Raw genomic sequence first — 20,221 nt, 5'->3', positions numbered from 1 at the left:
CAGCAATCGTGTAGGAGCCGGCCTTGCCGGCGAATGCATCAACGCCGCTCCCACACCTCGAAGTGATAAGCCGGCTTGTCCCCTTCAGCCGCGTTCGCCTGGGTCGAGGTCATCGCCCACTGCTGTGCATCCACTTCAGGGAACCACGCATCCCCCACCGGGCTGAGCTCGACCCGCGTCAGGTACAGGCGATCCGCCAGCCCGCGTTCCAACGCCTGACCGTACAGCTGCGCACCGCCGATCAGCATCAGCTCGTTCACACCGTGCTCCAGCGCCCACTGCTCGGCCCGCACGATGGCCTCATCCAGCGAGCCGAACACCTCGGCGCCCTCCAGCACCAGGCCCGGCTGACGGCTGACCACCAGGTTCAGACGCCCCGGCAACGGGCGCCCCAGCGAATCCCAGGTCTTGCGACCCATGATGATCGGCTTGCCCAGGGTAGTGGACTTGAAGAATTTGAAATCACCTGGCAGATGCCAAGGCATACGGTTGTGGATGCCAATGACGTTGTTCTCGGCGACGGCCGCTATCAGGCATAGAGGTAGTGATGTTTTCATGCGCGGGAGGATAGCAAAGCTCGCCAACCGATGCGTGAGTTATGCTTCGAATCATCTGACCAATGGAAGCTGGGTGTGACTGGACTGACTGACCTGGACAAACGCTGGCTCACCGAAGCCGTGCGCCTGCGTGAAGAACATGCCGGCGCGCTGGAAGACCAGGAAGCCAACCGCCGTGCGCGCCAGCAAGGTGGCGACCTGGCTGCACGCATCGAACACCGCGCCCTGTGGCTGGCCGAACGCGACGGCCTGCGCGCCGCGCTGGGGCGCTGGAAAGCCGGGGCGCGCCTGGCGCTGCTGGCCCTGCTGCTGCTCGCCGTGCTCAGCGGCGCCGGCCTGGCCTTCGCCGGGCTGGGCGACGGCCAGCGCCCGGTCAACGTGTTCTGGGCGCTGGGCAGCCTGCTGGGGCTTAACCTGCTGATGCTGCTGAGCTGGACTCTGGGCTTTGCCCTGGCCGGCGACCATGGCGCCAGCCTGGGGCGGCTGTGGCTATGGCTGAGCGAAAAGTTCGCCCGCGATGCCAAGGCCGCGCACCTGGCCCCTGCCCTGCTGGTGCTGCTGCAACGCCAGCGCCTCAACCGCTGGCTGCTCGGCCTGCTGGTGCACGGCCTGTGGCTGCTGGCGCTGGCCAGCGCCCTGGTGGTGATGCTGATGCTGCTGGCCACCCGGCGTTATGGCTTTGTGTGGGAAACCACCATCCTCGACCCCGACACCTTTGTCGGCCTGACCCAGGCCCTCGGCGCCCTGCCCGCGCTGCTGGGCTTCAGCGTGCCGGACGCGGCCATGATCCGCGCCAGTGGCGCCAGCCAACCGGCGCTGGAGCTGGCACGCCAGTCGTGGGCCGGCTGGATGCTCGGCGTGCTGGTGGTGTACGGCCTGCTGCCGCGGCTGGTGCTCGCGGCCCTGTGCCTGTGGCGCTGGCACAGCGGGCGCCGGCGCCTGGGCCTGGACCTCAACCTGCCCGGCTACAGCGCCCTGCGCGACGTGCTGATGCCCAGCAGCGAACGCCTGGGGGTCAACGACCCTGCCCCGCAGGCCTTGCCCGAAATCACCCGCAGCGAAGGCGACGCACCGGCCGAGGGCGCCTTGCTGGTGGGCCTGGAGCTCGACGACCAGCGCCCCTGGCCGCCCGCTCTGCCAGCCTCGGTGACCAACGCCGGTATCCTCGACAGCCGCGAATCACGCAACAGGCTGCTCGAACAGCTGAGCCGCTTCCCGCCCGCGCGCCTGGCCATCGCCTGCGACCCGCGCCGCTCGCCCGACCGGGGCAGCCTGGCGCTGCTGGCCGAGCTTGCGCGCAGCGCCGGGGCCACGCGCATCTGGCTGTTGCAGGCGCCACCCGGCCAGGCACTGGACGCCGACCGCCTGGGCGACTGGTACCAGGCGCTGGAGCAACTGGGCCTGGCCTACGCCGACAGTGCCCCCCTCAACTGGCTGGAGCATGGCCATGACTAAGCCGTTGAAACTGGCCGTGGTCGGCCACACCAACGTCGGCAAGACCTCGCTGCTGCGCACGCTCACCCGCGACGTGGGTTTCGGCGAAGTCTCGCACCGCCCCAGCACCACCCGGCATGTGGAAGGCGCACGGCTGTCGGTGGAGGGCGAGCCGCTGCTGGAGCTGTACGACACCCCGGGCCTGGAGGATGCCATCGCGCTGCTCGATTACCTGGAGCGTCTCGATCGGCCCGGTGAGCGGCTGGACGGCCCGGCGCGGGTCGAGCGTTTTCTGCAAGGCAACGAGGCGCGCCAGCGCTTCGAGCAGGAGGCCAAGGTGCTGCGCCAGCTGCTGGCCAGTGATGCCGGGCTGTACGTGATCGACGCCCGCGAGCCGGTGCTGGCCAAGTACCGCGATGAACTGGAAGTGCTGGCCGGTTGCGGCAAACCGCTGCTGCCGGTGCTCAACTTCGTGGCCAGCAACGAGCATCGCGAGCCGGACTGGCGCGAGGCCCTGGCACGCCTGGGGCTGCACGCACTGGTGCGCTTCGACAGCGTGGCCCCGCCGCAGGATGGCGAGCAGCGCCTGTACGAAAGCCTGGCCTTGCTGCTGGAGAATGCGCGCCCGGCCTTGCAGCGCCTTATCGATGACCAGCAGGCCCAGCGTGTGGCACGCCAGCACAGCGCCAAGCGCCTGATTGCCGAACTGCTGCTCGATTGCGCGGCGTGCCGGCGTAGCGTGATCGCCAGGCCGGAGGCCGAGGCAGCGGCGATCAGCGAGCTGCATCAGGTGATTCGCCAGCGTGAACAACGCTGCGTCGAGACGCTGCTCAAGCTGTATGCGTTTCGCAAGGACGACGCCAACACCGGCGAGCTACCGCTGCTGGACGGGCGCTGGGGCGATGACCTGTTCAACCCCGAGACCCTGAAATTGCTGGGCGTGCGCCTGGGCAGCGGGGTTGCCGCGGGCGCGGCGGCCGGTGCCGGGGTCGACCTGCTGGTCGGCGGCATCACCCTGGGGGCGGCCGCACTGGCCGGGGCGATTGCCGGGGGGGCGCTGCAGACGGCACGCAGTTACGGTTCGCGGCTGATGGGCAAGCTGAAGGGCCAGCATGAACTGACGGTGGACGACGGGGTGCTGCGCTTGCTGGCGTTGCGTCAGCGTCAGTTGCTGGCGGCGCTGGAGGGGCGCGGGCATGCGGCGACAGCTCGCATCAAGCTGACGTTGCCCAGCGACAAGGGCTGGCGCGAGGGCAAGTTGCCGGAAGCGCTGAGCAAGGCGCGGGCGCACCCGCAGTGGTCGTCGATGAACCCAGGGGCCAAACTCGGGCAGGCGGAGCGGCAGGAGCAGATCGACAGTCTTGTGCAGGAGCTTTAAGGCCAATCGCGGGTCAAGCCCGCTCCCACAGAGAGTGTGCGATCCCTGTGGGAGCGGGCTTGACCCGCGATGGCGGTCTCAGATCAGACGTGCAATATGCCCCTCCGCCAACGCCGGCCCCACGCTCATCCCCACCCCGCTGTGCATCAGCGCCGCACTCACCCCCGGCGCTACCGCCAGCAGCGAAAACGGCCCCGGCCCACCCGAGCCGTACACCCCCTGCCAGCGCTCCAGCACCTCGATGCGCCCACCCAGCGTCTGCTCGGCCAGCTCGATCATCCAGTTGTCCACCTGCTCGGCATTGAACGGCGACGCATCGCTGCCGTAGGCATGCGAATCGCCGATGATCAGCTCGCCATGGGGCGTCGGGCTGATCAACAGGTGAATGCCGTTTTCCAGCAGGTGCGGGCTGCCGGCCTGTACCTCGGCGCGCAGGGCCTGCGCCTGCGGCAGGTCGGCATACGCCCCGTAATGCAGGCAGCTCAACCCGGTCAGCAGCGAATGCTGCAGGTCCAGGCCGAAGCATGGCCGGGCGCGCAGCATCTGCAGGCGACATACCTGCGGCTGCAACTGCGCCATCGGCTCGGCGAGCAGCGTCTGGTAGTCGTGCCCGCTGCACACCACGATATGCTCGCCGCTGAAGCGACCGGCGGTGGTGGTCAGAAACCCCGGCTCCACCTCGCGCACCAGCGTGGAAAAGTGGAACTCGACGCCCAGTTGCTCGCGCAGGTAGTTGACCAGCGCAGGGATGGCCTCGCGCGAGTACACCTGCTGATCGTCCAGCCCACGCAGGGCGGCGCGATGATGGCGGAACTGGCCGTCGTACAGCGCATCGAGCGCGGCGCCCTGCAGCAGTTCGACCGGGTAGCCGTGCTCGAGTGCACGCCCGTTGCAGAAGGCTTCGAGCAGGTCTTGCTCCAGCGCGGTGCGGGCCAGCAGCAGCGAGCCGTTGCGCTTGAGCGCAAAGCCGGCGTGCTCGGCCCAGTGGGCCCAGATGCCGCGGCTGGCCTTGGCCAGTTCGAGCATCTGGCCGGGCGGCTGGCCGCTGACCAGGGCCTGGCCGAAGTTGCGAATGGAGGCGCCCAGCGGGGTGGCGCTGCGTTCGAACACCTTGACCCGCAGGCCGCGCCGGGCTGCGGCGTAGGCGTGGGACAGACCGAGGATGCCGGCGCCGACGATGAGAAAATCTGACATGGGGGTTCCCTTCAGGATTGTGGTGCGGCCATCGCGGGTCAAGCCCGCTCCCACAAGGACGGCGATGATCCCTGTGGGAGCGGGCTTGACCCGCGATGATTGCGAAGCGGATTTACTGCTGCGCCACCTTCTCCGACTTGCCGTCATAGCGCTTGCGCCACTCGGCCAGAATGCTGTCGCGGTTCTTCGATGCCCAGCCGAAGTCGTTCTTGATCAGACGCTGCTCGTAATCGGCCGGCAACTCGGTCTGCGGCTTGGCAATGCCCGGCTGCGCCAGCACCGCGAAGTTCTCCTTGTACAGCTCCATCGCCGCCGGGCTCGCCGAGAAGTCGGCCAGGCGCTTGGCCGCGGCTTCATGCTGACTGCCCTTGATCAGCGCAGTGGCCTCGATCTCCCAGCCCAGGCCTTCCTTGGGCAGCACGATATCCAGCGGCGCGCCCTGGCGCTTGAGCTGCACCGCCGGGTACTCGAACGAGATGCCGATCGGGAACTCTCCCGCCGCCGCCAGCTTGCACGGCTTGGAACCGGAGTGAACGTACTGGCCGATGTTCTGGTGCAGCTCGTCCATGTACTGCCAGCCCTGCTTCTCGCCGAAGGTCTGCAGCCATGCGCTCACATCCAGAAAACCGGTGCCGGACGAGGCCGGGTTGGGCATCACGATCTTGCCCTTGTACTCGGGCTTGGTCAGGTCCTGCCAGCTCACCGGCTTGCTCAGCCCCTGCTTCTCGGCCTCGATGGTGTTGAAGCAGATGGTCGCCGCCCACACGTCCATGCCCACCCACGCCGGCGGGTTGGCCGCATCGCGGTAGTTGGCGCCGATCTTGTCCAGGTCCTTGGGGGCATAGGTCTGCAGCATGCCCTGCTGGTCGAGGATCGCCAGGCTCGACGCCGCCAGGCCCCACACCGCGTCGGCCTGCGGGCGATCCTTCTCGGCCAGCAGCTTGGCGGTGATGATGCCGGTGGAGTCACGCACCCACTTGATCTCGATATCCGGGTTGGCCTTCTCGAAGGCCTGCTTGTAGGTCTTGAGCTGTTCGGCCTCCAGCGCGGTGTACACGGTGAGCTGGGTGTCGGCGGCCTGGGCCTGCACGGTCACGGCAGCGAGCACGGCAGCGGCAAGAGCAAGTGGCTTGAACATGGTGCGGTTCCTTTGAGCAGTACAGGGTTGGAAGAGCAATCAGTGGCCCGGCGCGCGCTGGCGCCAGGCCTGGGAGCGTTTGAGCAGGCCACGCGAGGCCCACGCCAGCAGCAGTGACACGCCGGCGCTGGTCAGCAGGATCAGGGTGGACATGGCGGCGGCACCGCCGACGTTGCCGGCATCGTCCATGTTCAGTACCGCCACCGCGGCCAGGATGGTGTCGGGGCTGTAGAGGAAGATGGCCGCCGACACGGTGGTCATCGCCGAGACGAACAGGTAGCGGATGATGTCCAGCAGCGCTGGCAGGCAGATCGGCACGGTAACCCGCGCAAAGTGGCGGTACAGCGGGGCCTTGAGCGACAGCGCGGCGGCCTCGAACTCGCTGTCGAGCTGGCGCAGTGCAGTGGTGGCGGTCATCTGCGCGGTGGTCAGGTAGTGCGCGATGGTGCACACCACCAGCAGCGTCATGCTGCCGTAGAACACATGCAGCGGGTTGCCCGGCAGGTTGAAGAAGAACACGTAGCCCAACCCCAGCACCAACCCGGGCACGGCCATCGGCACGAAGCTGAGCAGGCGCAGCAGCAGGTTGAGACGGCCTCTGGTCTTCTCCATCAGGTAGGCGCCGCTGAAGATCACCGCGCTGCCGATCAGGGCGGTGCCCAGCGCCATGGTGATGCTGTTGCGGTAGGCCAGCCAGCCGCCGCCGGCGGTGTCGTCGAACTGGTAGTGCTTGAGCGACAGCGACAGGTTGTAGGGCCAGAACTTGACCAACGAGGAGTACACCGCCATGCCCACCACCAGCAGCAGAATGGCGCACACCAGCAGCACGATGGCCAGGAAGCACGCATCACGCCGGCGGCTGGGGGCCGGCTCGAACACCTGGGCGCGACCGCTCATGGCATCGCCCTGGCGCCGGCGCAGCCAGGCATCCACCGCAAAGCTGAGCAGCGCCGGCACCAGCAGCACCATGCCGATCAGTGCACCACGGCCGAACTGCTGCTGGCCCACCACCGCCTTGTAGGCTTCCAGCGCCAGCACCTGGTAGTCGCCACCCACCACCACCGGCACGCCGAAGTCGGTGATGGTGAGGGTGAACACCAGGCAGAACGCGGCGAACACGGCCTGGCGCGTGGCCGGCCAGGTGATGCTGGTGAACGCCCGGCGTGGCCCGGCGCCCATGCTGGAGGCCGCATCGAACAACCGTGCATCGGCCAGCGACAGTGCCGAGAGCAGGATCATCAGCGCATGCGGGAAGGTGTAGATGGCCTCGCCCAGCACGATGCCCCAGAAGCCATAGATATTGTCGCTGAGCAGCCCGCGCAGCAGGCCCTGGTTACCGAACAGGTACACCAGCGCGATGGCCGGCAGCATCGAAGGCGCCAGCAGCGGCAGCAGCGAGATCCCGCGCCAGATACGCTTGCCCGGAATCAGCGTGCGTTGCAGCGCATAGGCGAACAGGTAGGCGGTGGGCACCACGATGGCCGCCACGCTCAGCGCGACGGTGAGGCTGTTGCCCAGCAGCCAGTGGAAGTTGGCGCTGGCGAACAGTTCGCGGGCCGCGACCAGCCCGCCGCCCTGCCCGGCATCGCTGCTGAAGCCGCGCCAGAAGATCGCCAGCAACGGCAGCAGCACCGCGACGGTCAGCAGCACCAGCAACAGCCATTTGCTGCCGGTCACGAACAGGCGATCACCCAGCGCGACGCCGCCGGTGGTCTTGGCCTTCGCAGGTGCGATCGGCAGGCTCATCGGCGCGCCCATGTCAGGCAAACACCTGCAGGCTGCGCGGCGGCAAGGCCACCCAGATATCCTGCGAGCCCAGGCGCGGCATCGACTCGGGCGCCACCTCGGCGGTGAGTGCGTGGCCGGGCAGTTGGTTGAACTCGAAACTCATGCGGCAGCGATTGCCAAGGAAGGTGATTTCCCGCACGCGGGCCGGGAACAGGTTTTCTTCATGCACCGGCGGGTTGACGCTGATCGCCTCGGGGCGGCAGAACAACCGGCCACTGTTGGCCGCGCCCGCACCGGGGGCCAGGCGCAGGTTCATGTCACCTACCTGGGCATGGCTGTCGCTGCGCTGCTGGAATGGCAGCCAGTTGCCCTGGCCGACGAACTCGGCCACGAACGGCGTGGCCGGCTTGTCGTAGATGGCCTGCGGGGTGTCGTACTGTTCGACCTGGCCGTTGTTCATCACCGCGATGCGGTCGGCCATGAGCATGGCCTCGTCCTGGTTGTGGGTGACCATCAGGGTGGTGATGCCAAGTTGGCGTTGCAGCTGACGCAGCTCGCTGCACAGGTGGTCGCGCACGCGGGCATCGAGGGCCGACATGGGTTCGTCGAGCAGCAGCAAGGAGGGTGCCGGGGCGAGTGCGCGGGCCAGGGCCACACGTTGTTGCTGACCGCCGGAGAGCTGGCCGGGGTACTTCTTCTCGCTGCCGCGCAGGCCGACCAGGTCGAGCATGTCGGCCACGCGCTGACGGGATTCGTCGCGGCTGCTGGCGGTCAGGCCGTAGGCGATGTTGGCTTCGACGGTGAGGTTGGGGAACAGCGCGTAGGACTGGAACAGAATGCCGTAGTCGCGGGCCTGGGGCGGCAGCTCGGAAATGTCGCGGTCACCGATGTAGAGGGTGCCGCGGTCCTGGCGTTCGAGCCCGGCGATGCAGCGCAGCAGGGTGGTCTTGCCGCAGCCGGAGGGGCCGAGCAGGCACACCAGTTCGCCGGCGACGATGTCCAGGGACACGTCGTGCAGCGCGGTGAAGGCGCCGAAGCGTTTGTGGATGCCGCGCACTTTCATCTGTGCGCCGGGGGTTGCGAGTGCGTTGTTCATGCCGGGACCTCACTGAACGAGTGAGGGCCATGCTAGGCGGGCAATGCGAAGGTTCTGTGGCGGTGGGGCAAAAGCGGGTGATAGTGGTATAGGCAGATTTTGTAGGGCTGCTGCGCAGCCCATCGCGGGTCAAGCCCGCTCCCACAACGATCTTGTGGGAGCGGGCTTGACCCGCGATGGCTATGGACCAGACGCCGATACTTCCTGGGCCAGGCCGAGAAAGGCAGCAGGCAACCGCGCCTGGCGCCGTTCCTTGAGGCAGTACAGGTACTCATGCATCACCGGCGCACCCTCCAGCGCCAGCACCTTCAGCTCCGGGTTATGCGGCACCTCGTGGCGGGCGATGATGCTGATGCCGATGTTGCGCAGCACCGCCTCGCGGATCGATTCGCGGCTACCGATCTCCAGCAGCGAGCCCACCTTCACCCCCGCCTCGTCGAGCATCTGCTCGGTGAGCCGGCGCGTGGTCGAGCCCTGTTCGCGCATCAGCAGGCAATGCCCGCCCAGCGCACTCAGCGGCACCGCCTCACGCGAGGCCAGGGGGTGGTTGCGGTGCACTGCCACCACCAGCGGGTCGACGCCCAGTACCCGCCGCACCAGCCGCGCATCCTCCACCAGCTGTGACGAGGCGGCCATGTCCACGCGGTAATCCTCCAGCCACTCCAGCACCTGCTGCGAGTTGCCGATCTCCACCGACAGCTCCACCTGCGGCAGGCGCTCGCGGAAGATCTTCACCAGGTCGAGAATGTAGTACGGCGCGGTGGCCGCAATGCGCAGGCCGCCCTGCCCCTGGCCGCTGTTGCGCAGGAAGAACTCGATATCCGACTCCTGCTGCATCAGCGCCTTGACCATCGGCATCAGCCGCGTGCCGTCGTCGCTCAGGGTCAGGCGGCGACCGCCGCGAAAGAACAGCTCGACCCCGTACTGGGCCTCCAGGTTGCGGATCTGCGTGGTCACCGTCGGCTGGCTGAGCCCGAGTTTCTTCGCCGCCAGGGTAATGCTGCCCAGGCGGGCCACCATGTAGAACGCCTTCAACTCGGAACTCAACATACCGCCTCTTACTTTCTGAGCAGGCGCAAGCCGTTGAATACCACCAGCAAGCTCACGCCCATGTCGGCGAACACCGCCATCCACAAGGTCGCCATGCCGGTGAAGGTGATCGCCAGGAAGATCGCCTTGATGCCCAGGGCCAGAACGATGTTCTGCACCAGGATCGCCGCGCTTTGCCGCGAGAGCCTGACGAACGCCGGGATTTTGCGCAAGTCGTCATCCATCAGTGCCACGTCTGCGGTTTCGATGGCGGTGTCGGTACCGGCCGCCGCCATGGCAAACCCGATCTCGGCGCGCGCCAGCGCCGGGGCATCGTTGATGCCGTCGCCGACCATGCCGACCCGATGGCCCTGGGCGTACAGGTCTTCGATGGCCTTGAGCTTGTCGGCCGGCAGCAGGTTGCCGCGAGCCTCATCGATGCCCACCTGCGCGGCGATGGCCTCGGCGGTGTGCGGATTGTCGCCGGTGAGCATGACGGTCTTGATACCCAGTGCATGCAACTGCGCAATCGCCTCGCGGCTGCTTTCCTTGACCGTATCGGCCACGGCGAACAGCGCCAGCGGGCCGGAGGCGTCGAGCAGCAGCACCACGGTCTTGCCCTGGCGCTCCAGCTCATCGAGCTGGGCTTCCAGTTCGGGCGAGCACAGGCCCAGTTCCTCGACCAGGCGATGGTTGCCCAGGTGGTACAGCACGCCGTCGATCTTGCCGCCCACGCCACGGCCCATCAGGGCTTGAAACTCGCTGACCTCGGCCAGCGGCTTATCGGCGTACTGCTGTGCGATGGCCATCGACACCGGGTGATCGGAACGAGCGCCCAGGCTCGCGGCGATGTGCTGGGCGCGGTCTTCGAAGCGCGCATCGAGCACGCGGTAGTCGGTTTGCACCGGTTTGCCGTGGGTGATGGTGCCGGTCTTGTCCAGCGCCAGGAAGCTGAGCTTGCGCCCGCCCTCCAGGTACACGCCGCCCTTGATCAGGATGCCCTTGCGCGCTGCGGCGGCCAGGCCGCTGACGATGGTCACCGGGGTCGAGATCACCAGCGCGCACGGGCACGCCACCACCAGCAGCACCAGCGCACGGTAGATCCAGTCGAACCACAGGCCGCCGAAGAACAGCGGTGCCACCACGGCCACCGCCAGTGCCAGCACGAACACCACCGGGGTGTAGATGCGCGAGAACTGGTCGACGAAGCGCTGGGTCGGGGCGCGGGCGCCCTGGGCTTGCTCCACGGCCTTGATGATGCGGGCCAGGGTCGACTGGCCGGCGGCGGCGGTCACGCGGTACTCCAGCGCACCGGACTGGTTGATGGTGCCGGCGAACACCTTGTCGCCGGGGCCCTTCTCCACCGGCAGGCTTTCGCCGGTGATCGGCGCCTGGTCGATGCTGGACTGGCCTTGCAGCACTTCGCCGTCCAGGCCGATACGTTCGCCTGGGCGCACGCGCACGGTGGCGCCAAGGGCCACCTGGCGCACGTCGACCTCCTGCCATTGGCCGTTGGCTTGGCGCACGGTGGCCAGGTCCGGGGCCAGTTGCATCAGGCCGCCGATGGCGTTGCGTGCACGGTCCAGCGAGCGCGCCTCGATCAGTTCGGCCAGGGTGAACAGCACCATCACCATGGCCGCTTCCGGCCACTGGCCGATCAGCACGGCGCCGGTCACGGCGATGCTCATCAGTGCGTTGATGTTCAGGTTGCGGTTCTTCAGGGCAATCCAGCCCTTCTTGTAGGTGCCCAGGCCGCAGCCGAGGATGGCCGCCAGCGCCAGCAGGGCCACGGCCCATTCCGGGGCGGCATTGGTGAAGTGGACGATCTCGGCGGCGAGTGCAGCGACACCGGACAGCGCCAGCGGCCACCAGGCTTTCTTCGGCGCAGCCCCTGCGTCGCTGCCGGCCTCGCCCGCATCGTCGAGCGGTTCGGCGTGCATGCCCAGCGAGGTGATCGCCTGCTCGATGCCGAGGGTGTCGGGGTGGGTATGCGTGACGCCGAGGATACGGTTGATCAGGTTGAATTCCAGCTGCTCGACGCCGTCGAGCTTGCCCAGCTTGTTCTGGATCAGGGTCTGCTCGGTCGGGCAGTCCATGGCCTCGATCCGGAAGCGGCTCAGCCGCGCATCGCTGCTGGTGGTTTCACGCAGCTGCACCAGGGCCGGTGCGGCTGCGCCGGAGCAGCAGCTGCCGTGGGCAGGCGCGGCAGGCGCGGGGCTGGCGTGGTCGTGGTCCGCGTGGTCGTGGGCATGATCGTGGCTATGTTCATGCTTGTGATCGTGCGCGTGGCCGACGTGGTCGGGGCTGACAGGCTGGTTCATGTGGTTCATCCCTAAAGGTCCTGTTGCCAAGTGAACACCCTGTAGCCACTATAGGGTCAAGCAACCAACCGAGGTATTTTGCAGATGAAGATCGGAGAGCTGGCCAGGGCCACCGACTGCCCGGTGGAAACCATTCGCTACTACGAGCGTGAAAGCCTCTTGCCAGAGCCTGCGCGCAGCGAGGGCAACTACCGGCTGTATACCCAGGCGCACGTGGAGCGGCTGACCTTCATCCGCAACTGCCGCACGTTGGACATGACCCTGGAAGAGATCCGCAGCCTGCTGCGCCTGCGCGACAGCCCGGAGGACCAGTGCGAAAGCGTGAATGCGCTGATCGACGAGCATATCCAGCACGTGAAGGCGCGCATCGACGGGTTGGTGGCGTTGCAGGGGCAGTTGCTGGAGTTGCGCCAGCATTGCCGGGCGCAGGAAACGCAGTGCTCGATCCTGCAGCATCTGGAGGTGAACGGTGCGGTGACAGCCCCGGAGGCGGAGCATTCGCATGTGGGGCGCAGCCATGGGCACTGACTGAGGGCCCTTTCGCCGGCAAGGCTGGCTCCTACAGGGGATTGCGGTGATCCTTGTAGGAGCCAGCCTTGCTGGCGAAGCGGTATGGCGCGCTTAAACCGCCATCGGCGCCGTCATCGGCGCATGGTGCTCGTAGCCTTCCAGGCTGAAGTCGCTCGGCTCGATCTTCTCCAGCCACTCAGGCTCGTACACACCCGTTTTGGCATACTCCGGCACGCGGTCGGAGATCACCAGCCTGGGCGCCGCCAGCGGCTCGCGCTTGAGCTGTTCGGTGAGCATGTCCAGGTGGTTCTCGTACACGTGCGCATCACCGATGAAGTAGGTGAACCAGCGCGGCGTGTAGCCGGTCAGGCGGCCCACCAGCGACAGCAGCGCGGCGCCTTCGGTGAGGTTGAACGGTGTGCCCAGGCCCAGGTCGTTGGAGCGGATGTAGAGGGTCAGGGAAATCTCCTTGGTCTCCACGTTCGGGTGAAACTGATACAGCAGATGGCACGGCGGCAACGCCATCTCGTCCAGCTGCGCACAGTTCCAGCCATGGAACAGGATGCGGCGGCTGCCCGGGTCGTTGTGGATGGTGTCGATGCACTGGCGAATCTGGTCGATGGCCTTGTACAGCACCACGAACGCCTCGCCCTCTTCTTCTGCCTCGGCAATCTTCACGAAGCCATTGCTCTGCGCCAGCTCGATGGCCGCGGGGTTGCTCAGCGGGATGCGCTTGTAGGCCGGCCACTGACGCCATTGCACGCCGTAGATCTCGCCCAGGTCGTCATGCCCCTGGCGGAACGGGTTGGCCAGCCACTGGGCGTTCTCGTTGGCGTTCTGGTCCCAGACCTTGCAGCCCAGTTCACGGAATTCGCCGGCGTTCTTCACGCCACGCAGAAAGCCCACCATTTCGCCGATCGCCGACTTGAACGCCAGACGGCGGGTGGTGATGGCCGGGAAACCATTCTGCAGGTCGAAACGCAGCATGGCGCCCGGCAGGCTGATGGTGCGCACGCCGGTACGGTTGCCCTGCAGGGTGCCGTTCTCGATCACATCACGCACCAGCTCTAGATATTGCTTCATGTCTTACCTGTCTCGATACCGGAAGGGGCCAGGCCCCTGCCGGGAAAATTAAAGCGCGGCGCCCTTGGCACTCGGCGCGCGGCGGTAGGCCAGCCAGATCAGCGCGATACCGGCGAAGATCATCGGCACGCACAGCACCTGACCCATGGTCAGCCAGCCGAAGGCCAGGTAACCCAGCTGCGCATCCGGCACCCGCACGAACTCGACGATGAAGCGGAAGATGCCGTAGAACAGCGCGAACATCCCGGAAACCGCCATGGTCGGGCGCGGTTTACGCGAGTACAGCCACAGAATCAGGAATAGTGCCACACCTTCCAAGGCGAACTGGTACAGCTGCGACGGGTGACGCGGCAATTGCGCCGGGTCGCTGAACGGCGGGAACACCATGGCCCACGGCACGTCGGTGGCCTTGCCCCACAGCTCGGCGTTGATGAAGTTGCCAATGCGCCCGGCACCCAGGCCGATCGGCACCAGCGGCGCAACGAAGTCCATCAGCTCGAAGAACGACTTGTTGTTGCGCTTGCCGAACCACAGCGCCGCCAGCATCACGCCGATGAAGCCGCCATGGAACGACATGCCGCCCTTCCACACCTCGAAGATCAGCGTCGGGTTGGCCAGGTACGCGCTCAGGTCATAGAACAGCACGTAGCCCAGGCGCCCGCCGACAATCACGCCCATGGACAGCCAGAACACCAGGTCGGAGAGTTTCTCGCGGCTCCAGGTGGGGTCGAAGCGGTGCAGCCGGCGCGACGCCAGCAGCCACGCGCCGCCGATGCCGATCAGGTACATCAGGCCGTACCAGTGGATTTTCAGCGGCCCGATGGCCAGTGCCACGGGATCGATCTGCGGGTAAGGCAGCATGGTGACTCCTCTCGTTAAAGCAAAAAGCTCAGGCCTACACAGAACAGCAGTGCGGCGAACAGCCGCTTGAGCAGGCGTGGCGACAGTTTATGCGCTAGGCGCGCACCGAAACGGGCAAAGAACATGCTGGTCAGGGCAATCCCGAGCAGCGCCGGCAAATACACGAAGCCCAGGCTGTTGGGCGGCAGGTGCGCCTCGTCCCAGCCCAGCACGATGAAACTCAGGGCACTGGCCACCGCAATCGGAAAACCACAGGCCGAGGACGTGGCCACCGCCTGCTGCATGGGCAGGCTGCGCCAGGTCAGGAAGGGCACGGTGAGCGAGCCGCCGCCGATGCCAAAGATCGCCGAGGCCCAGCCCACCACGCCGCCGGCGGCGGTCAGGCCAAGCTTGCCGGGTACGCCGCGGCTGGCCTTGGGCTTGAGGTCCAGGGCCATCTGCACGGCCACCAGCAGGGCGAACACGCCGATGATCTTCTGCAGGTGAGGGCCCTGGATCAGCGAGGCGGTCTTGGCCCCGACCCCGGCGCCGAGCAGGATGCCCACGGTCATCCACACGAAGATCGGCCACTGCACCGCGCCACGGCGGTGGTGCTCGAGGATGGCGTTGACCGAGGTGAAGACAATGGTCGCCAGCGACGTGCCGACTGCCAGGTGGGTCAGCACCGAGGCGTCGAAGCCCTGCAGGGTGAAGCTCAGTACCAGCACCGGCACGATGATGATGCCGCCGCCCACGCCGAACAGCCCGGCCAGTACACCTGCACAGGCGCCCAGCACCAGATAGATCACAAATTCCATTGTCGACCCCCAAAATCAGTTCGGCATGGTAACGGAAGGTGGGCCTGTGGCTCTAGTGAAGACACGTTTAGTCGATGGATAGCGAACGCCAGTGTGGGTAGAGTGGCTGAAAACACTGGGAGCGAACCTATGTGTCTGATTGCTTTTGCATGGCGCCCGGGGCATGCCCGGCCGCTGATCGTCGCGGCCAACCGTGACGAGTTCTATGCCCGCCCCAGCCAGGCGCTGGGGGCGTGGGAGGATGCGCCGGGGGTGTATGCCGGACGTGACCTGGAGGCTGGCGGCAGCTGGCTGGGGGTCGGACCGGGCGGGCGCTTTGCGGCGCTGACCAATATTCGGGACCCGCAGCAGGCGCAGGGTGCGCGCTCGCGCGGCGAGCTGGTGGCGGGATTTCTGCGCGGCGAGCTGGGGGTGGAGGCTTACCTGGACCATGTGGCCAGCCGCAGCAGCCAGTATTCGGGATTCAACCTGCTGGTAGGGGACGCCGGGCAGCTGGGGTACCTGAATGCGCAGGAGGCGGCGCCGGTGCTGCTGGGCGAGGGGGTGTACGGCTTGTCGAATGCCGGGCTGGATACGCCGTGGCCGAAACTGCTGAAGATGCGGGCTGCGCTCGAAGACCAGCTGCAGGACCCGCGACCACAGCGGCTGCTGGCGTTGCTTGGGGATGAGCAGCAGGCCGAAGAGGCCGAGCTGCCGCAGACCGGTGTGGGGCTGGCGACCGAGCGGTTGCTGTCGAGCGTGTTCATTGCCAGCCAGAACTACGGGACGCGGGCGAGTACGGTGTTGATTGTCGAGGCGGATGGCAGCAGGTTGATGGTGGAGCGCAGCTTCGGGCCGTTTGGAGGGCAGTTGGGCGAGGTCACCTTGCAGGTTTGACGCTTTCGCGGGTCAAGCCCGCTCCCACAGATACAGCACAAGCATCAAGACCGGTGAGATCCCTGTGGGAGCGGGCTTGACCCGCGAAGGGCCGTGAAGCCGCCCCGGCTTCACAGGGTCTTGGAAGCCCCAGGATTGATCATCCGCGACAACCCCAGGTTCTTCAGGGCCAGTTGCAGCGAGCTGTGGATAACCTGCGGGTTATCGATACCCATAGCTTGCTCCAGCAATTCCCTGGATTTGCTCATGCTGATCTGACGCAGCATCCATTTCACTTTCGGCAGGTTGGTGGCGTTCATCGACAGGCTGTCGAAGCCCATGGCCATCAGCAGCACCGCCGCTGCCGGGTCGCCAGCCATCTCGCCACAGATGCTCACCGGCTTGCCCTCGGCATGCGCCGCGGTCACCACGTGCTGCAAGGCCTGCAGCACCGCAGGGTGCAGGTAGTCGTAGAGGTCGGCCACCCGCGGGTTGTTGCGGTCGACCGCCAGCAGGTACTGGGTCAGGTCGTTGGACCCCACCGACAGGAAGTCGACCATGCGCGCCAGCTCGCGGGTCTGGTAGACCGCCGCCGGAATCTCGATCATGACCCCCACCGGCGGCATCGGCACGTCGGTGCCTTCGTCGCGCACCTCGCCCCAGGCGCGGTGGATCAGGTGCAATGCCTCTTCCAGTTCGTGTATCCCGGAGATCATCGGCAGCAGGATGCGCAGGTTGTTCAGGCCTTCGCTGGCCTTGAGCATGGCGCGGGTCTGCACCAGGAAGATCTCCGGGTGGTCCAGCGTCACGCGGATACCGCGCCAACCCAGGAACGGGTTGTCCTCCTTGATCGGGAAGTACGACAGCGCCTTGTCACCCCCGATGTCCAGGCTGCGCATGGTCACCGGCAACGGGTGGAAGGCCGCCAGTTGCTCGCGATAGATCGCCAGCTGCTCCTTTTCGCTGGGGAAGCGCTGGTTGATCATGAACGGCACTTCGGTACGGTACAGCCCCACCCCTTCGGCGCCGCGCTGCTGCGCCCGCGCCACGTCGGCCAGCAGCCCGGTGTTGACCCACAGCGGCATGCGATAGCCATCGAGCGTCTCGCACGGCAGTTCGCGCAGGGCGTCCAGGCCCTGGGCCAGCTGGCGCTCCTCCTCGACCACTTCGGTGTAGTGCTTGCGCAGCACTTCGCTGGGGTTGGTGTAGACGTCGCCCTTGTAGCCGTCGACGATCATCTGGATGCCGTCGACCTTCGAATACGGCAGGTCGACCAGGCCCATCACCGTGGGGATGCCCATGGCACGCGCCAGGATCGCGACGTGGGAGTTGCCCGAGCCGAGAACCGACACCAGCCCCACCAGCTTGCCTTCGGGTACTTCGCCGAGCATGGCCGGGGTCAGCTCTTCGCTGATCAGGATGGTGTTGTCGGGGTACACCAGGGTCAGCTGGCGGGCTTCCTGCAGGTAGGCCAGCAGGCGCCGGCCCAGGTCTTTGACATCGGAGGCGCGCTCGCGCAGGTAGGCGTCGTCCATCAGCTCGAAGCGGTTGACGTGCTCGCCCACCACCTGGCGCAAGGCGCCCTGGGCCCACTGGCCGGTCTTGATGACCTCCACCACCTCGCCGCCCAGGGCGACGTCTTCGAGCATCATCAGGTACACGTCGAACAGCGCACGCTCTTCGGGGCGCAGCTGGGTGGCGAGCTTGGCCGAGAGGTTGCGCATGTCGCTGCGCACGCCTTCGAGGGCGTTGTTGAACAGTTTGAGTTCGGCGTCGATGTCGGTGACGGTCTTGTCCGGCACCACGTCCAGGTCGGCCGGCGGCAGCATCACCACCGCCGTACCCACCGCCGCGCCAGGCGAGCCCGGCACGCCGACGAACTTGGCTTCCTGGATACCCTTGCCCTGGCGCCCCAGGCCGCGAATCGAGCCGGTGGCCTCGGCATGGGCGATAACCCCGGCCAGTTGCGCACTCATGGTGACCAGAAAGGCTTCTTCGCCCTCGTCGAACTGGCGACGTTCCTTCTGCTGGATGACCAGCACGCCCACCACGCGGCGGTGGTGGATGATGGGTGCACCGAGGAAGGAGGCAAAGCGCTCTTCGCCGGTTTCGGCAAAGTAGCGATAACGCGGGTGATCGGCGGCGTTTTCCAGGTTCAGCGGTTCTTCGCGGGTACCCACCAGGCCCACCAGGCCTTCGTTGGGGGCCATGCTGACCTTGCCGATGGAGCGCTTGTTCAGGCCCTCGGTGGCCATCAGCACGAAGCGGTTGCTCTCCGGGTCGAGCAGGTAGACGGAACACACCTGGCTGCCCATGGCTTCTTTGACGCGTAACACAATGATCCCCAACGCCGTCTTGAGATCCTTGGCGGAGTTAACTTCCTGGACGATCTTGCGCAGCGTATTGAGCATGGCTCGGGGTCGAACTCCGTCGTCAGTCGCGCGCCAGCAGGCGCGGGGCAAGCTCTTTGAGAGCGCGGCGGTAAACCTCGCGCTTGAATGTCACCACCTGGCCCAACGGATACCAATAGCTGACCCAGCGCCACCCATCGAATTCCGGTTTACCGGTCAAATCCATCCGCACCCGCTGCTCGTTGGACACCAGGCGCAGGAGGAACCATTTCTGTTTCTGGCCGATGCACAGCGGTTGGCTGTGGGTACGCACCAGACGTTGGGGTAAACGATAACGCAACCAGCCACGGGTGCAGGCAAGAATTTCAACATCCTGCCGCTCCAGGCCCACTTCTTCATTCAGCTCGCGGTACAGGGCGTCTTCCGGCGTTTCCTCGGGGTTGATCCCGCCTTGTGGAAACTGCCAGGCATCCTGGTTGATCCGTCGAGCCCATAGCACCTGCCCGAGATCATTGGTCAGAATGATCCCGACATTGGGGCGAAAACCATCGGGGTCGATCACGGCAGCAACCTCGCAAACGCATGTCGCCGCATTGTTCCACAAAGCTTGCAACGCCAGCAACGCGCCGCTCCACCTTATGTGCATAGCAGATAAAAGTCCGTATTCTGTGGGCCTTTTCAGATGTTATGCGAGTGACTTCGATGCGCCTGGCTTTATTCGATCTGGACAACACGCTTCTGGGTGGCGACAGCGACCACGCCTGGGGCGATTACCTGTGCGAACGCGGGATTCTCGACCCCATCGCCTACAAGAACCGCAACGATGCGTTCTACCAGGACTACCTGGCCGGCAAGCTGGACCAGGGCGCCTACCTTGAATTCACCCTGGAGATCCTGGCCCGGACCGAAATGGCGCAACTCGACGAATGGCACCGCGACTTCATGCGCGACTGCGTCGAGCCGATCATCCTGCCCCAGGCCCTGGCGCTGCTGCAAAAGCACCGTGACGCAGGCGACAAGCTGGTGATCATCACCGCCACCAACCGCTTCATCACCGGCCCGATTGCCCAGCGCCTGGGCGTTGAGACCTTGCTGGCCACCGAGTGCGAGATGGTCGACGGTCGCTACAGCGGGCGCAGCATCGACGTGCCGTGCTTCCGTGAAGGCAAGGTGACGCGCCTGAACCGCTGGCTCGAAGAGAATGGCTTGAACCTGGACGACAGCTACTTCTATAGCGACTCGATCAACGACCTGCCGCTGCTGGAGCAGGTGGCCAACCCGGTGGCGGTGAACCCGGACCCTACCCTGCGTGCCGAAGCCGAGAAACGCGGCTGGCCGGTGATCAGCCTGCGCGATTGAGGTGTGACCATTCGCCGGCAACGCCGGCTCCTACAGCGCAACGGGTGTAGGAGCCGGCCTGGCCGGCGAAGGCGTCAGACGGGTTTTGCACCCATCAGCCCGGCAATCGCGATGAAGCACACGGCGCAGAACACCGCCAGGCCCAGCGTCACCTTCGGGTTGCCTGCGCCCGGCGCCGTGCGCAGCCGGTTAAGGCGCACACTCAGCCAGAACCAGCAGAACGCCCCCACCGTATAGATCAGGCTGGAGCCCAGCACCCAGGTCTGCCCCAATGGCCAGCCGATCAGGTGCACCAGCCACCAGCCACTGAACGGCATGCTCACCAGGCATACGCCCATCAGCAACCATACGAACAGCAAAGGCCGCTGCAACAGGCGCGTGTGCGCAGTCACGTCACCCTTGCGTCGTGCCAGCCAGACCCACAGCGCCAGGCCCAGGGCACTGCCCAGCAGCACGACCGTGGCCAGTACGTGGGCGATTTTCAGGCTTGTCAGCAATTCCATGTCTTCTTATTCCTCAGGCGTTGCCCA

At 66.2% G+C, this 20,221-nt stretch carries 18 protein-coding genes; 5 read left to right on the top strand and 13 right to left on the bottom strand.

Translation table 11 applies throughout. The features are described from left to right. Positions 1–38: 38 nt before the first annotated feature. A complete protein-coding gene (locus DN387_RS14895) occupies positions 39–557 on the bottom strand; it encodes a dihydrofolate reductase (RefSeq protein WP_054915530.1) in 519 nt (172 codons plus the stop codon). A 75-nt stretch (positions 558–632) separates the two neighbouring features. Between DN387_RS14895 and DN387_RS14890 the strand changes: the two genes are divergently transcribed. Continuing rightward, a complete protein-coding gene (locus DN387_RS14890; RefSeq protein ID WP_054915529.1) occupies positions 633–2,012 on the top strand; it encodes a DUF2868 domain-containing protein in 1,380 nt (459 codons plus the stop codon). After that, entirely contained in the window at positions 2,005–3,369 is a 1,365-nt protein-coding gene (locus DN387_RS14885; RefSeq protein ID WP_054915528.1) for a DUF3482 domain-containing protein, read from the top strand. Before DN387_RS14890 ends, DN387_RS14885 begins: the two co-directional genes overlap by 8 nt. Positions 3,370–3,447: 78 nt before the next feature. On the opposite strand, the gene DN387_RS14880 is transcribed toward DN387_RS14885, so the two are convergent. The 6 genes from DN387_RS14880 to DN387_RS14855 all read right to left on the bottom strand — a co-directional run bounded on the left by DN387_RS14880 (position 3,448) and on the right by DN387_RS14855 (position 11,875). Further along, positions 3,448–4,563: a TIGR03364 family FAD-dependent oxidoreductase gene (locus tag DN387_RS14880; RefSeq protein ID WP_054915527.1), complete on the bottom strand. Its 1,116-nt coding sequence runs from the start codon at positions 4,561–4,563 to the stop codon at positions 3,448–3,450. A 112-nt stretch (positions 4,564–4,675) separates the two neighbouring features. After that, a complete protein-coding gene (locus DN387_RS14875; protein ID WP_054915526.1) occupies positions 4,676–5,701 on the bottom strand; it encodes a putative 2-aminoethylphosphonate ABC transporter substrate-binding protein in 1,026 nt (341 codons plus the stop codon). Positions 5,702–5,740: 39 nt separating this feature from the next. Next, positions 5,741–7,459 (bottom strand): putative 2-aminoethylphosphonate ABC transporter permease subunit, encoded by a 1,719-nt coding sequence (locus tag DN387_RS14870; RefSeq protein WP_054915525.1) that lies wholly within the window; start codon positions 7,457–7,459, stop codon positions 5,741–5,743. A gap of 1 nt (position 7,460) precedes the next feature. Continuing rightward, positions 7,461–8,525, bottom strand: a complete 1,065-nt coding sequence (locus DN387_RS14865; protein ID WP_054915524.1) for a putative 2-aminoethylphosphonate ABC transporter ATP-binding protein — start codon at positions 8,523–8,525, stop codon at positions 7,461–7,463. Positions 8,526–8,705: 180 nt separating this feature from the next. Then, entirely contained in the window at positions 8,706–9,575 is an 870-nt protein-coding gene (locus tag DN387_RS14860; RefSeq protein WP_043863456.1) for a LysR family transcriptional regulator, read from the bottom strand. A gap of 8 nt (positions 9,576–9,583) precedes the next feature. After that, the gene (locus tag DN387_RS14855) at positions 9,584–11,875 is read right to left on the bottom strand and encodes a heavy metal translocating P-type ATPase (protein ID WP_054915561.1); all 2,292 of its coding nucleotides are present in this window, start codon (positions 11,873–11,875) and stop codon (positions 9,584–9,586) included. An 84-nt stretch (positions 11,876–11,959) separates the two neighbouring features. On the opposite strand from DN387_RS14855, the gene cadR reads away from it, so the two are divergent. Further along, positions 11,960–12,403: a Cd(II)/Pb(II)-responsive transcriptional regulator gene (gene cadR / locus DN387_RS14850; RefSeq protein WP_043863455.1), complete on the top strand. Its 444-nt coding sequence runs from the start codon at positions 11,960–11,962 to the stop codon at positions 12,401–12,403. Between the two features lie 93 nt (positions 12,404–12,496). Here the strand turns inward: cadR and DN387_RS14845 are convergent, their stop codons facing one another. From DN387_RS14845 to DN387_RS14835, 3 genes are read right to left on the bottom strand one after another with little or no spacing between them, the layout of a single operon-like run. Beyond that, a complete protein-coding gene (locus DN387_RS14845; RefSeq protein WP_054915523.1) occupies positions 12,497–13,468 on the bottom strand; it encodes a thymidylate synthase in 972 nt (323 codons plus the stop codon). A gap of 48 nt (positions 13,469–13,516) precedes the next feature. Beyond that, entirely contained in the window at positions 13,517–14,329 is an 813-nt protein-coding gene (lgt, locus tag DN387_RS14840; protein ID WP_054915522.1) for a prolipoprotein diacylglyceryl transferase, read from the bottom strand. A 14-nt stretch (positions 14,330–14,343) separates the two neighbouring features. Next, positions 14,344–15,126: a sulfite exporter TauE/SafE family protein gene (locus tag DN387_RS14835; RefSeq protein WP_043863452.1), complete on the bottom strand. Its 783-nt coding sequence runs from the start codon at positions 15,124–15,126 to the stop codon at positions 14,344–14,346. A gap of 129 nt (positions 15,127–15,255) precedes the next feature. On the opposite strand from DN387_RS14835, the gene DN387_RS14830 reads away from it, so the two are divergent. Beyond that, the gene (locus tag DN387_RS14830; RefSeq protein ID WP_054915521.1) at positions 15,256–16,002 is read left to right on the top strand and encodes an NRDE family protein; all 747 of its coding nucleotides are present in this window, start codon (positions 15,256–15,258) and stop codon (positions 16,000–16,002) included. 110 nt (positions 16,003–16,112) lie between these two features. Here DN387_RS14830 and ptsP read toward each other — a convergent pair whose 3' ends face one another. Continuing rightward, entirely contained in the window at positions 16,113–18,392 is a 2,280-nt protein-coding gene (ptsP, locus tag DN387_RS14825) for a phosphoenolpyruvate--protein phosphotransferase (protein WP_043863450.1), read from the bottom strand. A 22-nt stretch (positions 18,393–18,414) separates the two neighbouring features. After that, complete coding sequence (locus DN387_RS14820; RefSeq protein WP_043863449.1) at positions 18,415–18,894, bottom strand: RNA pyrophosphohydrolase; 480 nt, start codon at positions 18,892–18,894, stop codon at positions 18,415–18,417. A gap of 140 nt (positions 18,895–19,034) precedes the next feature. Here DN387_RS14820 and DN387_RS14815 point away from each other — a divergent pair, with 140 nt between their 5' ends. Next, a complete protein-coding gene (locus tag DN387_RS14815; protein ID WP_043863448.1) occupies positions 19,035–19,691 on the top strand; it encodes an HAD family phosphatase in 657 nt (218 codons plus the stop codon). Positions 19,692–19,765: 74 nt separating this feature from the next. Here DN387_RS14815 and DN387_RS14810 read toward each other — a convergent pair whose 3' ends face one another. Next, entirely contained in the window at positions 19,766–20,194 is a 429-nt protein-coding gene (locus DN387_RS14810; RefSeq protein WP_043863447.1) for a DUF2269 family protein, read from the bottom strand. Positions 20,195–20,221 lie beyond the last annotated feature (27 nt).

The organism is Pseudomonas sp. FBF18, from assembly GCF_024261405.1.
Lineage (GTDB): Bacteria > Pseudomonadota > Gammaproteobacteria > Pseudomonadales > Pseudomonadaceae > Aquipseudomonas > Aquipseudomonas palmensis.
Note: the sequence above shows the minus strand (reverse complement) of the source record. Positions and strands in the feature narration are given on the sequence as shown.